The organism is Rhodococcus qingshengii JCM 15477, from assembly GCF_023221595.1.
In the GTDB taxonomy this organism is placed as follows: Bacteria; Actinomycetota; Actinomycetes; order Mycobacteriales; family Mycobacteriaceae; genus Rhodococcus_F; species Rhodococcus_F qingshengii.
The window spans coordinates 245,328-259,911 of the sequence record NZ_CP096568.1; the positions used below are offsets into that span (position 1 = coordinate 245,328).

Genomic DNA, 14,584 nt, shown 5'->3' on the forward strand with positions numbered 1-14,584 from the left:
ACACGTGACTTCCACAGTGCCCCTACCGATAATGCGTATCGAAGCCGAGATCCCCCTGCTTCTGCGCCTCATAGTGGTACTCGGATGAACCTCCCACTCTTCGGGCGTGCCAACAGCAACCAATCCGTGAGCAGATTCCTCCGCCTGTGGACATTGTTGTTTGCGGCTGCCCTCGTGATGTCGCTTGCACAGGTCCTGACCCTTTCCGCGGGTGCAGCTACCGCGCAACCTGCGGTCGGCCAACCGCAGACCGGCGCGGGCACCATGTCAGCCGGGGGCTACCACACCTGCCAGATCGTCCAAGACGGCAATGTTCAGTGCTGGGGGATGGTCCTCGGTGTGCCGAATCCTGAAGACGGAAACCAACAAGTCCACCCCACGGCCGTCAGGATCGACGGCGTGGAGAATGCACGCCAGCTCGCTTCCGGGCTGACATTCACGTGTGCACTCCTGGCCGACCGAACCGTCACGTGCTGGGGTGAAATGAACTATCTCCCCAACGGAGAACGCCTCGTGTACGAATCGCCGACGACAATCACGGGGTTGGAGGGGATCGTGCAGATCGCAGCCGGCCCCGCCGGTATCTGCGCAGTCTCGGTCTCCGGCGCGCTCTCCTGCTGGGGTTCGTTTATTTCGGAAGGCAGGAGCTACGGAACCTCAGACGGTTGGTTCAGCAGCGAACCTGCACCCATGGACCTCGGCTCCGCTGTCAACGTCGCCGTCAACGCCTCCGAAGTGTGCGCACTGCGCAGCGATCGGACCGTCCGCTGCAGGTTGTGGACCATCTATCCAGACGGCCCCAACCAGGGAATGGGACAACCGAGGGTCAAGGACTACACGCCGTCGGTCTCCGACGTCAGCTCACTCGATCTCAACGGCGGCGGCAGCCAAGATTGCGCGGTGCTCTTTTCCGGTGCCGTCACATGCTGGTCCCCGAGAAATATCTACGGCAGCGGCACGACCACCCGACTGAACATCGGCGCCAAAGCCAGCGCTTCCCCTTCGATGGGAGCCCATCAGTGTGCCCTGCTCACCACCGGTGAAGTGACCTGTGTCAGCTCCATGCCCGCTTTCCGAGGAGACGGCACCACCGACACCCGCTTCTACAACGTCGAGGACATGCGACTTGGTGAATCGAAAGTGATAGGCGTCAGCGACGCCTATGCCATATCGGCTGGCGTAGCGCACGTGTGCGCCGCCATGCCGAACATGGTGACCAAATGCTGGGGTTGGAACGACTACGGCCAACTCGGAAACGGCACCACCGTGGGCAGCAACATCCCGGTTGATGTGAAGTTCAGCTTCACCTCGGTGTGGGACCAGTACCTTCCCGCTCTCGGCACCTACGACTGCGGCAAGCCGTTCTTCATCGGCATCCGTGGATCAGGGGAAAGCCCCCGGTCTTCGAACCGGGAGGACGAGTACGCATATCCGGTCGGTTACACCGACAACGGAATGGGCTGGCCTGTCGACTCAGCGTACAAGGCACTCGACGCACGACACCCCGGACAGATAAACCAACTCGGCCTCTCCTACCCAGCCATACCTGTCGAATTGTGGAACTCCGAATACAACTTCTACGAGTACCGCGATTCGGTGAATGCGGGCGTCCGGAAACTCGACTTTCTATACACCGTCGTGAGCAGAAAGTGCGAGGGCGCAAATACACCGATCATCCTCTCCGGATATTCCCAGGGCGCCAACGTAATCAACAAGTTCCTCGTTCAAACACAGCAGACCGCGCCGGAGCGGTTGAACAATCTGAATGCGGTCATCCTGTTCGGTGACCCGAACCGAATCCCGAGCACTCCCGGAAACATCGGAAGCGCACTCGACACGGCGCCGGGTGGATCTGTGAACCTCAACCCGGCGATGGGCGAAGCTCACGTCGACGTGACGCCATTCGTCAACGCCCATCCCAAGGTCCTGAGTTCGTTCTGCATCGCCGGGGACGCCGTCTGCAACCCCAACCCGTTGGCTATGGCCGGTAGCCGGAAGTGGGGTGTCGACATTCATACCTCGTACGCACAAGCGAGTGACTACTGCCGGATCACCGGAAAGTCCATACCGGTGCGCCAGTGTGCAGCCTTGGTCCTCGAGCAACAGCTCGGATGGACCGGGGCCGGCAACTCCCCGACGGCAAACACGACACTCTCACGAGGTCAAGAAGTTGTCGTCAGCGCGAACTGGATGAAGAAGAACACCGCCGGAAGGGCACTCATGGCGTCCGATCCCGTCCTGGTCGGCGAATTCACCACTGACGATCAAGGTTCCGCAGTGGTTTCCTTCCATGTTCCATCCGACGCCCACGACGGCGATCATCGGATCATCCTCGAGACGGACGGAGGAGACCACCTCGAGGTCAACGTGCTCGTGTCCGATACGCAAGCTTCCGGGCCGCAAATAATTGGCATCTCAGCTGCTGAATCCAACAGTGGTGGAGGTGGCGGTGAGGGAAACCCCGGCGATAACGACGGCGGCTCGAACACTGCCGGAAGCTCCGGTTCGACCAGCTCGGGAAGTCCCTTCGGAAGCTAACCAGTAGTTGCGCTCTCCGGATCCGTCCAAGCAGACCCTTGCTATGGCAGGGGCTGCTTGGACTGCAGTAGTTTTCGGAGGTCAGATGGGCGCGTCTCGACATGTCGCACTGGGATGATTGCGCGGGAGCTGCGCAGGCTTATCACGGGTGGTTTCGCGGTAGCTCTGAATCGTCATACTGAATGAGATCAGGTCGCCACATGTGACTGACCTGCAAGGGATGCTGCAGGTCAGGACTTTGGCTTTCGCTTCGGTCTGGTCAATGTGGCGACCTACTTCTCGTCGCATCGTGAAGGTTACTTGGCGGGGCAGACAATTTCGGCACCGCATGCGTTCATTCACCAGTCGGGCAGATCTTCCAATGAACCGATCCGATGTAGGGGGACAACGAGGACTCTCTTAGTCGTGCGCCTGCATTCGAAGGTCTCATCCATTATTGAAGACACCAGAAGAATGGGGGCGATTGGTCTCTGTGTCCAGGGCATTCGCGTCGTAGAGCTCATCGTGGGCGTTCAAGAAGTTGTTGATCACTCTCAGTTCCCCCGCGTTGTGGGGATGAACGGTGATGTTGATCCATCCGGGCTGACTTGCGGAAATCAAGCTGAACGAGTCTCCCGTCTGGGTGATGTATCGATAGTTCATCGCCTGTTCGAAGAGGGAGTTGGCGAATCTGGCCTTCCTTTTGATGCGCGTGGCGATGGTCTCGGGATCTGTACCCTGTGCAACTTCTTCGGTGGCCTGTCGGAATATCGCGGTGAGGTCTGGTAGATGCTTGATCTCCGCGAAGGTCAAGTAGATGGGAAGCCCAGGTATGGGCTCTGTGAGGTGTACTCGCGTGTCGGTCAAGCGCAGATCCTCCAATGATGTCCTGGCAGTCAGTCTTTCAAGTAGAGACGGCTGGCTTCGTCAAGGACGCGCCTGTAGGCGGCGTCGGTTGCCTTGAGTGCGGTGTCAACGAGGTCGAGCTCGCGGAGTACGGCTTCGCAAGTCTCGGGCCCTGTGGTGGCGTCGCCGAGGGTGTCCGCTTCGAGAGTTTCAGGGTCGTACAGCTCCCGAACGAAATAGGCTTCGAACAGCGGAAATGCCTGCTCCCACCACTCCACGACCTCGGATCCCCTGCTACAGAACAGCGCATACAATGGGCTGTCCTCGAGAACTTTCACCGCGGCAGGACCAGCATCAGCCTGCGCATCGAGGATCAGACGTGCGTGCTCGGTGATCTCACATTTGTCACAGGGATGCGCGAGCACACGGAAGAACGCGTTCTTACTGCCCCGAAACTTTCGATGACCACAACTGTTCACCACGCACCCGGGAGCAACGCAATACAGACAGGCGTAGCGGTCGCCGTTCTTCCACCCCATGTGCGATGTCCGCTGAAACGGTGTCTCCAACCATTCGTGGCCGGCCGGGCACAGCCACCACAACATCGTGTGGGACGAATTCGTCACCGACCCAGGATCAAGCCCCACATTTCGTGCCGGGTGCAACTGCCGAAACAGTTCCGGATGATTGTCCTTGATACGCATACTCCCCCTTCGAACCCTCGCACTCTGCCACCGCAACCAACGCCCCTAACCCAATCGCGCGATGAGATGAGATTTCGGGTCATAGCCCCGCACACCTCTTTCACAGGTCACGACACAGCGAGCAGCGGCGATTACCCGGCTCCTGCTGCGGTCTCAACAGCGATCGCCTGTCAAAGCAAAGTCACCTTGTCCGACGTCTTGATCGGCGCACCTTCCGGCCCCGCGATGTACGTCGAGATCCAAATCGGGTGATGCCGCTGCTCGCTCGGATACCACTGCCGCTTCCAATGGCCTCGAACAGTCCACCTGTGCGAGTACACCCGCGACGGGGACCCGTCCTCGCCCGCAGTTGCACGGGATCCCCCACGAGATCGGTACGACAAGTACGTCACCAGCCCCGGCTTGCGACGTCGCCCACTCAACGACGACTTAGCAGTCCGAATTGTCGACGAATCCACCAGCGCGCTCTGGCGAAGCATGTGTGTGAACGAGAGGAACACTGCCAGGATCTGCTCGGAAGTCCACCCCTGATAGATCCCCTTACGAGACCAATCCGGCGCATCGTCGGGCATCCCTGGGGTGTACCCGCCGACGTTCTGAAGGGTTGGCGGAGAATCACTCTCAGGTAGACTCAGCTGCGCCTCGGCAAACGGCATCGGTAGGTACTTGTGCTCGCCAAACCTGTATCCCCACCCAACCTTCTTCTCCCCCTGGTTGACGATGAAGTCCTGAGCACCCGTAATCGGCACCACTTGAACCGATAGCAGATCGTCGATGGTGTTCCACAGCAGCACCAATCCGCCCACCGCTTGCGTCAAATAGGCGACACCGGATGGTGAGGGCAGATCAGCGAGCGTCACACCGACATCCGCTGAACCCTCGCTTCCCGCCAAAATCAGCGCCGTCATTTCCTCGGACGCAAAATAGGCGTGCCGATCCAAAGTCGCTCGGCTCGTGCACCGATAGCCGCAGTACATGACAATCATGTCCTCCTCATCGGCCGCGCCGTAGTACGACTTCTGAGTGCCACCCAACATGAAGTACCGCTCGGGATCCGCAGCCAACACAGCGGCTGGTTGACCGTGTAGGTCGGTCCACCACTTCAACATCGGACCGACAACTCCCGAGGCGCGGAAACTCCGCAACTCCCACACCACGAGACCCCACGGCTCCAGATACTTCACAACCGGCGTCGCCGCCTCGTCGAACGCATCCAACAACAACGGCATCTGCGACGGCTTCAACTCACCAGTCGACAACGCCATATCCGCTCGTTGCCGAACTGCAAGTCCATGCCGGAGATCATCGCCAGGCGAATGCCTCAGAGGGGCCTGTCGCACAACAGCTTTCCGCTTGCTCTTCGCCTTACCCATCACTGCCCCGTCGTTAATTCTTCCTTGAAATCGAACCCATTCACCGTCGACGACCACCGGCCAGCAGCGTTCGGCGCCACTCACCCGCCGTCCGCCTCACGCCAGCGCCTTCACAGCCTTCGTCGACACAAAGATCCCCAGCCCGAGCGCAACAATCAAGCACACCACAAACAAAAGCGACAACGCCGCATCGAGGATCGACAGCCCCGTATCAACACGATCGAACGCCCGGAACCCGAAAACCAACGCACCCACCAACGCACCCCCCGACACCACCGCAGGCGCAACGACTGACCCCACCGACACGCCATACCCGCCTCGCCGGTGAATCTCCTGAGCCACCGCCCGCACACCCAACACCACAACCACGAACGCAAACACCGACGCTAACGCGATGTAACCGAAAGCCTCCTGGGGGCCTCTAGAAGCGGCATCCATCTCCTCCACGATCGACTGAGCGGAAACTGTTGCAAAAACCATGGTGCAAAACCCCCAATTACTGGTCCAAGAATGGACGGAACGAATACCCGACAGAGAGAAACAATCGGACAACAAAACCCAGTATGCATGAAGACACCGGAAAGGGGGCCACAGAAACCGCACATCGGATTAACTGCGGTAGAAGCTTCAATCTGGTCCAGCTTCCGCTTTCAATCTGGTCCAGCTTCCGCTTTCAATCTGGTCCAGCTTCCGCTACTGACCTGCAACAACATGGCGAAAAACCGACCATGTAGTCAAAAGCGAGAAAGACCAACAGGTCCGAAATAAATCCAGAAACCGACAGTCCGGAAGAACTTCAACGAATACCGAAAATTCTATCCGCACCCATTCCATACGATCACACAAGGCGCCTGCACGACACCGCAGTTCGAACGAAACCAGCCATTTCTCGCTACCGAAAATTATAAGAGACCCGATTCCCTGAAAAGCTCCGACCAGGAAACGCGCAAAGTTATCCCCAGCGAAACACGGCTATCCACAGATCACGTTGCGGACCACACCACAACCAGATTCACTACTCCCACCAACCCCAACCGACACGACGAGACACGCGCGACCGCGCGCACACCGTCCTTGCCGCCCCCACAACACCTGCATCACATGTCCCCGCCCAGCGTCGAAGTTCTTCCGCACAGGGACGGAACGATCGTCATCCAGCGCGATCCACGCATCCCGATGCACGCTGAGACATTCGGAGCATTCGGGCAGCAAGCCCATTCACCTCAGGAGCAACCCATCACAAACACTCACACAGTTGCATCCCACCGACACCAAGTCCCGCACAACACTATCCACCCCACCTACCGGCATCCGGGTCCCAAAACCCGAGGACAACCTGATTCGACAAAATCGGATCAAGACAGCGCCCTGCAACCACCAACGCCGAATCCAGAGTCAACACCCCACCAGGCAACCCTGAGACCGTCCGAGCGATCGCTTCGTAACCGGCAGACCACCCCACCGAAGGCACCGACATAGCGGCCGGCAGCACCAATCCACGACGTTCAGACTCCTGAGATAGACCACGCGCCAACACATCCGCCGGGAAACGCCACGCAGAAATGATCAGTACCAGATCCACCAGATCGTGATACCGCGTCGACGGACCTCCATCCCGCCCGTACCGCCCATACATTGCACACACCTTGTCGGCGATCTGCGCCGGCAACGGATACAACGCGAACTCCGGCATCGCAGCCAAACCCTCCATGACCACAATCGGTCTCGGGGACTGGTAATCGACGTCACCGACCGCAACAAGCTCAGTGGAAAGGTCTATCGGAAAACTGAAGAGGTACAGCGCGTCGTAATAGACCTCAACCTTCAGTTTCGCGCCATCGACGCCACCAGTCATCGCGACAGGCTCATCGCGTATCACGAAGCTAAGTGGATCAAGTTCACTCAGATCTGCCGCCTCCCGCAGATCTTCGACTGCCTCCTTCAGGCCCGCTGCAGTATGCAGAAGGTCGATATCCTGGCTGTACCGTGCATCTGGGAGCCGCACCAACAACGACGCCCCACCTTTGAGCAACCAACGCCCCTCCGGCTGCGAGAAGATCCGCGCCAGGAACCGCTGGAGATAGAACTCCCGCCGCAGATGCTCGAACGGGCGACCTCGAATTTGGGACTCCTTCTTCAGCCGGTCCGTCAGCGACCGCTTGAACGCCGCAGCTCCTCGACTTCGCGTCACTGCGCGCGCCGCTGGCTGTCGGCGATCTTCCGAGCAGCCTCCACCACCGGCAGATCCACAGCAGCTGCCGCATCCCGAAGACTCTGCATCGCCGGAGAATTCATCAGAGCCGCCGCATCCCAAATACTTTGCATCGCCTCAGAATTGACCAGCGCAGCATCCCGAAAGCTCTGCATGACAGGAGAATGGATCCACCCCTCCGCATCCCGAACACTGTGCATCGCCGGAGAATTGACCAGCGCCAGCGAATCCCGAAAACTTTGCAGCGCCGGAGAATTCATCAGAGCCACCGTATCTCGAAGGCTTTGCAGCGCCGGAAGATCCACGAACGCGGAGTTCGGGAGATCAAGCACTCCTTGACCAGCCAGACGCTGGCCCAGCGCACGTGTGGACTGAGGAATCCCAGCTTCCTCCAGGAAGCGACTCAGAAGAGCTTCGCCATCGCCCAGACGAACCCCGTACATATGCGCAAACGGCCGCAGCGCCTCACTCACACTCTCCGAATCCACACGATTAGCGACAACAGCATCACGAACGATCCCCGCCAGATGCCCACCATCCAGATGCCCAGAAGCGAGATCGACGATCGTCATCAGCACCGTCGTAACCGGCAGCCCATCCTCGAGTGTCCACTCATCCCTCTCATAGGACGCAACGCGGTACCGAACATCGGACAGACGAGACTGCCGCCGCTTCGACGTCGCGAACTCCATCACATCCGCATCCACGTCACCAAGCCCGTGAAGCCACGCAGCAGACCTGTGCGTCACAACAGCCGGAGACCCCTCGCGTAGCCTCTCACCAGCAGTCACACCGGGCTCGATCATCATCCACGCAGCCCGCAGCCGCTCGGACGGAACACTCGGCGCCCCACCGACCCGATAGACACCATGGCGGATCCGCTCCACCATTCCAGCCTTAGCCATGCGAGCAATCTGCTGCGCGGAGAAACCCAGGCCCTTTGCTTGCGCCATGGTGAACAGACCCCACTGCTCCGACGACAGGTCAGCAAGGTCGAGGATCCGGGAATCGCTGGACATACGCACCACTATATCAGCGTAAATTTCTATTGATCTGCAAAAGTTACTTCTTGGAGTGTAATTTTTGCAGCACACTACGGAGAACTGTCACATCACCAGAACCGTACCGAACCACTCACCCAACCCTCGCCCTGGCGAGTCACCGCCACACGACACGCCCGACCGCGTGCAATCCGTCCTTGCCGCCCCCACAACATCCGCATTAACTACCCCACACCCCCACACCGGAAGGCACACAACCATGACACGACGAATCGAACACACCGCCGTCCTCAACCCCGACGACCTCGAAGCCCTACACACCATCTACACCAACAAAGGCAACGCCGACCCCATCGTCAACGCCTACCGATAAACACTCCGTGCAACCACACCAACCTGGCTCCCCGCCATCACAACAGCACTCACCCGCAGTCGCCTCAAAGAACTCATTACCTCGATCACCACCCGCCGCAACCTCATCACCACACTCGACGACAGCGACACCAAAACAACAGCACTCACCGAACACGACGCACTACACGAAATGCTCACCACCATGCTCACCCACCTCGACCGAACCACCACCCAGCCGAAATGACCCCCTACTCCCCATCCACCTCACGCGCAATCCGCCGCAAAATACTCACGCGAATAACCAGTCCGCCTCACCAAATCCGACTGCCGCACACCACTATCCAACGCAGCACGAATCGCCACATACAAAGCAGAACGCCGGCACCGGCAGCACTGAGCCATTCATTTACCGGCTGCGCGAGCCAGCCTGCGGATTGTTTCGCGCGTGTAGCCAGTTCGGCGGACGATCTCGGCCTGAATTACGCCCTCGTTCAAGGCATTAAGGATCGCGGCGTGCAATTCGACCCGCGCTTCTTCCGCCCGTGCCATCGCGGAATCGAAGTCGGAGACAGCGCGATCTAAACGATCCATGTCGCAATAGTAGCCGACTATAGACACTCGGTTGGCCAACCAAGGTTGCTTGCAACCCTACTACTAAGCCACACCGCTAGGCCACATTAGTTGCCATGCCACGTCGATAGGCGTACCCTCGAAACTCAATTCCCCACACAGACAAGGCCAACAACGATGTCGCTCACCTCACCCAGCCTGATCCATGTTGGTCAACACGGAACATCTGCCAGCGGATTCGTCACAATCGCATGGCTGGAAGCTACTCCCGACGACTGGCCCCATGTCGCACAAGACTGGGACGCAACTCGCGCACACGTCACCCACCGCCATCGAATTCCGGTCGACACCGAAATCCTTCGATCTGTGCAACCTGAAAGCTCAGTCGTGAAACACCGCCGCCAACGCGCACTCTCAAACGCACTCCACACCATCAGCAACCAGAACATCCGCATCGGCAGCGTCTACACCCGAACCACCCCCGAAAGCCACAGAACCGAGCAAGACGCACTCCACACCGCACTCCTCCGACAAATCAACACCCGCCTCGAAGGCGACAGCGCGTTCGGGATCCTTTTCACCACAACAGAACTGCCTCCACCACCAAAATTCGACCTGCACCGAATCATCGAAACCGCCACGCCCCCAGAAATCTCCGCCGGCACTCAAATGGCCAACATCATCGCCTGGGCAGCGCACCAACACCTCACCCATCACGATGAACCGAACTTTTGCTGGGACCTCTACCACGACCTCCGGCATCTCGACATCTACGGCGAACCGCTGGCGATCGAGACCGAAACAGATTGGGTGGAACCGGATTTGGCCATCTCCAACTGCACGAGATAAGCAGCACCTGCCCTGACTAAGCCAAATTCTGTCGTACCTCTACGCAAGGATCCGCACATGACAGTTCGCGTAGTTCCCGGAGAAACCGATCTCGCCACACTCCGACCGGAGATCGCCGCGCAATGGGATACCGAACGCAATGAGCGCCGCGCCTCAGAGTTCAGTGTGCACAGTCAGTTTCGAGCGTGGTGGTTATGCGCGCGAAACCATTCTTTCCAAAGCAAAGTCGCGGCGCGAACTGACAAGGAAGGAACCTGGTGTCCATTCTGCGGGCGATCACGGGCGATACCCGGTGAAACAGATCTAGCGACGAAATATCCGAACATTGCGGATCAGTGGCATCCCAACAAGAACTCGAACGAACCGTCTGAAGTCTCGGCCTTCTCAGCGAAGAAGGCGTGGTGGATGTGCACGAAGGGACACGAGTGGGAAGCGACCATTTCAAACCGCACGTCCGGAGGGACAGGGTGCCCGTTCTGCAGCGGACGCCGACTCATCCCCGGTGTCAATGACCTCGCGACAGCCAGCCCTGAACTCGTTGCGCAATGGGATTCCAGCCGCAATTCACTAGGGCCCGAAGAGGTCACGCGCAGCAGCCACAAGAAGGTGTGGTGGCTATGCGAGCTATCACATTCATGGGAAGCGGCTGTCTCCAGCAGATCAGGAGGGACTGGGTGCCCTGTATGCACCAACAAAGTAGTTCAGGTAGGGATCAACGACCTCGCTTCTCAAGACCCGCTCCTCGCAGCCCAGTGGCACCCAACCCTCAACGACACCGCCCCCACCAAGGTAGGAACAGGTAGCAACAAGGCCGCCTGGTGGCTGTGCAAACTCGGACACGAGTGGAAGGCAACGGTTGAGCGACGCAGCAGGGGATCCAAATGCCCCGTTTGTGGCGGATGGCAAGTGCTCGCCGGCTTCAACGACCTAGCCGCACGAAGCCCGCTGATCGCGTCCCAATGGCACCCTACGAAAAACACCACGACCCCCTCACAAGTCGGCAACGGAACCCCCCAGCAAGCCTGGTGGCAGTGCGAAATCGGACACGAATGGCGCGCGGCCGTCAACAGCAGAACGAAGAAGGGCACGGGCTGCCCATTCTGCGCAGGGAAAGCCGTACTCCCTAGATTCAACGACCTACAAACAACACGTCCCGACCTCGCCCGAGAATGGCATTCCACCCGAAACCCACTCACCCCAACCGACTTCACATCCGGCAGCGGCAAAAAGGTTTGGTGGGCCTGCAGTTCCGGCCATGAATGGCAATCAACAATTATCAATCGCAGCGGCGGCGGCTATGGATGCCCCGTCTGTACTAACCGAACAGTGCTCACAGGATACAACGACCTCGCAACAGTGATGCCACAGCTGGCCAGCCAATGGCATCCGACCCGAAACACCGTGAAACCGACAGAAGTAACGATCGGAAGCAAAAAGAAAATCTGGTGGCAATGCAACGAAGGCCACGAATGGCAAGCACCCCCGGAGTCACGATCTATCGGTCAAGACTGCCCGTACTGCTCGAATCGTCGAGTACTTCAGGGATTCAACGACCTCGCTACCACCCACCCACACCTGATTCCTGAATGGCACCCCGACAACACACGCTCACCAGAATCTGTGACCTTCGGAAGCGACCACGAAGCATTATGGTCATGCACTGCCCACCAACATCTGTGGAAAGCAGCTGTTCAGTGGCGTAGCTCGGGGAGCTCATGCCCCATCTGCTCCGGCTACAAAGTTCTTGCCGGATTCAACGACCTCACAACAACAAGACCGGTCCTCGCGGCGGAATGGCACCCCACCCGAAACACCGCTCCCCCAACGGAATATTCAGCGGGAAGCGGAACGAAAGCGTGGTGGACATGCGACAAGAACCACGCATGGAAAGCGACAATCTCCAACCGCGCTTACGGAGGAGCTGGATGCCCCCGATGCAACGCAGGAACCTCCCGACGCGAAAGCGAAGTCTGCACACAAATCGCCGCACTACTTAAGGTCTACGACTACGACGGACCACGTCGCGTGGACGGCTGCCCGATACCGATCGACTTTGTCGCACCCGAACTGGGCCTCGTCGTCGAGTACGACGGCTGGTACTGGCACAAAGAAAAGTTCGACAGCGACACGAGAAAATCCCGCCTACTCGAAGATATGGGGTGGACCGTTGTGCGAATCCGTGAACGCGGTTCCCGACAGGAAAGACTTCCGCTGCTTGATGTCCCATTCATCGAGTGTGGACCCAACGAGCCCGCTCACGTCGTCGCCGAACGGATCTGCGTCCTACTCCGATCCCTCATTCCGACTGCTTTCAAGGAAATCGACCACGCGCACAGCGCGTTGTCCGACAAGTAATTCCCCTGCGGCAGTCCTTCATCCGCGCAAAAGGAAGCTCCCTGAACGAACCCGATCGGGTTCGTTCAGGGAGCTTTCAAGCCTTGCTCGCGGAGACTCAGTTCGAACCTGTCACTTTGTGATCAACACCTGCATTTCTCCAACACGAACCTCAGTGGTAGCGGTCGGAGTGATCGGAATAGTTCCGCCGAAGCTCGCCGTAGGGGTAATCGCCGACCACGACACCACCCAAATCGAGCTGACCGACGGACGGAAAACCCCACCGGGCTGGCCCTGAGAAGACTTGCCTAAGAAGTGATTACAGGTCGGACTCGGCAGATCCATCGCCACATCGGTATACGGAATTGAATTGACCGGGCACACCGGCGGGATAGTCGGTAACCCATCTCCGTAATTGACTGCAAGTCCTGTGTTCACCGCATTCAGGTTGACTGTAATAACTCCAGTAGTAACCGTACGGTTAATCGGGCCGGTGGTCCGCTCCGAAGGGTTGTTCACCCATAGCCAGCTATTGAAACCAACCAAACCGACTTTTTCTCCCGTGTTTGTCGGCTCAGGCGTGATTCCGATGTCGATCGGCTCAACCTGCAACGCCGAGACCGCAGATGAGACGACGTTCATCACCTCCGCAAGAGACACCGGGGTCGGAGGGAGATCAATTCCTGGTGCAGCAGGCGCTGGGGCGCAGTTGTTTCGGAGGTTGCTGCAGCTGTTGCGTTGCAGTACGGGAGGGCCGCTATTTGCGGGAGCGGCACCGCCGCCACTCGCTCCTGCTCCACCACCACCGCCTCCTCCGCCAGCGCCGCCGCCACCCGCTCCGCCACCACCTGTTTGCATCCCGGGGGACGCTCCTGAAACACCTCCACCTGAGGGGACCGAGATGTAGCCAGCACCTGCGGTAACCGTGTTACCTCCAACCCCGCCACCGCCCCACGAATCACCTGGAGCCGCATAGGCCGATGACTGAGTTACGAGCATCATGCTCATGCAAGCAGCGATACTGAACATCGCCGCTGAGGAGCGACGGAAAGCTCTTGATATGCTCAACTGAACACCTCCTAATTCGGCTGAAAGTTCGAGATTCGTAGAGTGTTTCGTGAATTTACGGCGAGTCACAGGACGTACCTGGCTTCGTTGGTTGACTTGCAATGCGCCAACCACTCGCGTCCGGCCATGCTGCGTTTCTGACGGTGAACTTCGCGAGTTCCGGAGCGCGATTCGGACTTAACGCGCTCGTCCCATCAGGCAGAGTCGAACTCAATGCCGAGATATCTACGCATGTTCGCATCTCCACGAAAGCCTCACCAGCAATGGGGTTACCCTCTGCATCCTTTGGTGCTTCCTGTCTCGTCACCGAAGTATCTAGGACTGTGATCGCACCCGAACTCACGACACCCTTCGATCGCTGTGTCGTGATATCCCCTTTGATGCCCGCCAACACCGGGTCGACCGCGACTCCATCCAGTCTATTGATATCAACTGCTGGATCATTCTGGATGCTTGCGAGAACTGCGTAGAACTCGTTGATCTTCGCTGTCGCGGCTTCTGTTGCCTGTTGTTCTGGTGACTTGAGCGAACCCTCCGGGCCCGTCAGGACCGGCTGTTGTGTTGACGTGGGAGCGGGATCGTAAGTGTCGCCGTCCGTTCCGCATGCGGCGACAATGGCGGTGGCTGTGACGAGTCCAAACGTCAAAGCTGCCGTCTTACGGAAGATGTTGTGGGTCATGGTTCCCCCTTCGGGGCTTCCGGTTCGGGAGCCCTATCGGTGTTGTTCGGAGCGTATCGGCTGGAGGTCACACTCTC

At 58.8% G+C, this 14,584-nt stretch carries 12 protein-coding genes and 1 pseudogene; 4 read left to right on the top strand and 9 right to left on the bottom strand.

Going from position 1 to position 14,584, the window contains the following annotated elements; all coding sequences use genetic code 11:
* The first annotated feature begins 126 nt into the window (after positions 1 to 126).
* Positions 127 to 2,538, top strand: a complete 2,412-nt coding sequence (locus tag M0639_RS34735; protein WP_197486219.1) for a cutinase family protein — start codon at positions 127 to 129, stop codon at positions 2,536 to 2,538.
* 426 nt (positions 2,539 to 2,964) lie between these two features.
* Here the strand turns inward: M0639_RS34735 and M0639_RS34740 are convergent, their stop codons facing one another.
* From M0639_RS34740 to M0639_RS34770, 7 genes are all read right to left on the bottom strand, one after another.
* Positions 2,965 to 3,384 carry a hypothetical protein gene (locus M0639_RS34740; protein ID WP_156525097.1) on the bottom strand — a complete coding sequence of 140 codons (420 nt, stop codon included), beginning with the start codon at positions 3,382 to 3,384 and terminating at the stop codon, positions 2,965 to 2,967.
* Positions 3,385 to 3,413: 29 nt separating this feature from the next.
* On the bottom strand, positions 3,414 to 4,067 hold the full coding sequence (locus M0639_RS34745; RefSeq protein WP_064075523.1) for a zinc-ribbon domain-containing protein: 654 nt from the start codon (positions 4,065 to 4,067) through the stop codon (positions 3,414 to 3,416).
* Positions 4,068 to 4,237: 170 nt separating this feature from the next.
* Positions 4,238 to 5,332, bottom strand: coding sequence for a hypothetical protein (locus M0639_RS34750; RefSeq protein ID WP_064075524.1), 1,095 nt, complete (start codon positions 5,330 to 5,332; stop codon positions 4,238 to 4,240).
* A gap of 204 nt (positions 5,333 to 5,536) precedes the next feature.
* Positions 5,537 to 5,920, bottom strand: coding sequence for a hypothetical protein (locus tag M0639_RS34755; RefSeq protein ID WP_156525098.1), 384 nt, complete (start codon positions 5,918 to 5,920; stop codon positions 5,537 to 5,539).
* A gap of 808 nt (positions 5,921 to 6,728) precedes the next feature.
* Complete coding sequence (locus M0639_RS34760; RefSeq protein WP_064075526.1) at positions 6,729 to 7,631, bottom strand: nucleotidyl transferase AbiEii/AbiGii toxin family protein; 903 nt, start codon at positions 7,629 to 7,631, stop codon at positions 6,729 to 6,731.
* Positions 7,628 to 8,671, bottom strand: coding sequence for a type IV toxin-antitoxin system AbiEi family antitoxin domain-containing protein (locus tag M0639_RS34765; protein ID WP_064075527.1), 1,044 nt, complete (start codon positions 8,669 to 8,671; stop codon positions 7,628 to 7,630). Before M0639_RS34765 ends, M0639_RS34760 begins: the two co-directional genes overlap by 4 nt.
* A gap of 738 nt (positions 8,672 to 9,409) precedes the next feature.
* Entirely contained in the window at positions 9,410 to 9,598 is a 189-nt protein-coding gene (locus M0639_RS34770) for a hypothetical protein (protein WP_054801088.1), read from the bottom strand.
* Between the two features lie 156 nt (positions 9,599 to 9,754).
* Here M0639_RS34770 and M0639_RS34775 point away from each other — a divergent pair, with 156 nt between their 5' ends.
* From M0639_RS34775 to M0639_RS34780, 3 genes and pseudogenes are all read left to right on the top strand, one after another.
* Positions 9,755 to 10,426 carry a hypothetical protein gene (locus tag M0639_RS34775; RefSeq protein WP_064075528.1) on the top strand — a complete coding sequence of 224 codons (672 nt, stop codon included), beginning with the start codon at positions 9,755 to 9,757 and terminating at the stop codon, positions 10,424 to 10,426.
* 57 nt (positions 10,427 to 10,483) lie between these two features.
* Positions 10,484 to 12,355 (top strand): annotated as a pseudogene (locus M0639_RS35355) (zinc-ribbon domain-containing protein); the annotation flags it as partial.
* Between the two features lie 96 nt (positions 12,356 to 12,451).
* Entirely contained in the window at positions 12,452 to 12,781 is a 330-nt protein-coding gene (locus M0639_RS34780; protein ID WP_064075529.1) for a DUF559 domain-containing protein, read from the top strand.
* A 111-nt stretch (positions 12,782 to 12,892) separates the two neighbouring features.
* Here the strand turns inward: M0639_RS34780 and M0639_RS34785 are convergent, their stop codons facing one another.
* Together M0639_RS34785 and M0639_RS34790 are read right to left on the bottom strand one after the other, a co-directional pair.
* Positions 12,893 to 13,402, bottom strand: coding sequence for a hypothetical protein (locus M0639_RS34785; RefSeq protein WP_156525105.1), 510 nt, complete (start codon positions 13,400 to 13,402; stop codon positions 12,893 to 12,895).
* A 481-nt stretch (positions 13,403 to 13,883) separates the two neighbouring features.
* A complete protein-coding gene (locus M0639_RS34790; protein ID WP_064075545.1) occupies positions 13,884 to 14,507 on the bottom strand; it encodes a hypothetical protein in 624 nt (207 codons plus the stop codon).
* Positions 14,508 to 14,584 lie beyond the last annotated feature (77 nt).

Coding starts and splice junctions, on each gene's coding strand:
- M0639_RS34745 (WP_064075523.1), bottom strand. CDS start 4,067: ATGCGTATCAAGGACAATCATCCGGAACTGTTTCGGCAGTTGCACCCG.
- M0639_RS34750 (WP_064075524.1), bottom strand. CDS start 5,332: ATGGCGTTGTCGACTGGTGAGTTGAAGCCGTCGCAGATGCCGTTGTTG.
- M0639_RS34755 (WP_156525098.1), bottom strand. CDS start 5,920: ATGGTTTTTGCAACAGTTTCCGCTCAGTCGATCGTGGAGGAGATGGAT.
- M0639_RS34765 (WP_064075527.1), bottom strand. CDS start 8,671: ATGTCCAGCGATTCCCGGATCCTCGACCTTGCTGACCTGTCGTCGGAG.
- M0639_RS34770 (WP_054801088.1), bottom strand. CDS start 9,598: ATGGATCGTTTAGATCGCGCTGTCTCCGACTTCGATTCCGCGATGGCA.
- M0639_RS34775 (WP_064075528.1), top strand. CDS start 9,755: ATGTCGCTCACCTCACCCAGCCTGATCCATGTTGGTCAACACGGAACA.
- M0639_RS34785 (WP_156525105.1), bottom strand. CDS start 13,402: ATGAACGTCGTCTCATCTGCGGTCTCGGCGTTGCAGGTTGAGCCGATC.
- M0639_RS34790 (WP_064075545.1), bottom strand. CDS start 14,507: ATGACCCACAACATCTTCCGTAAGACGGCAGCTTTGACGTTTGGACTC.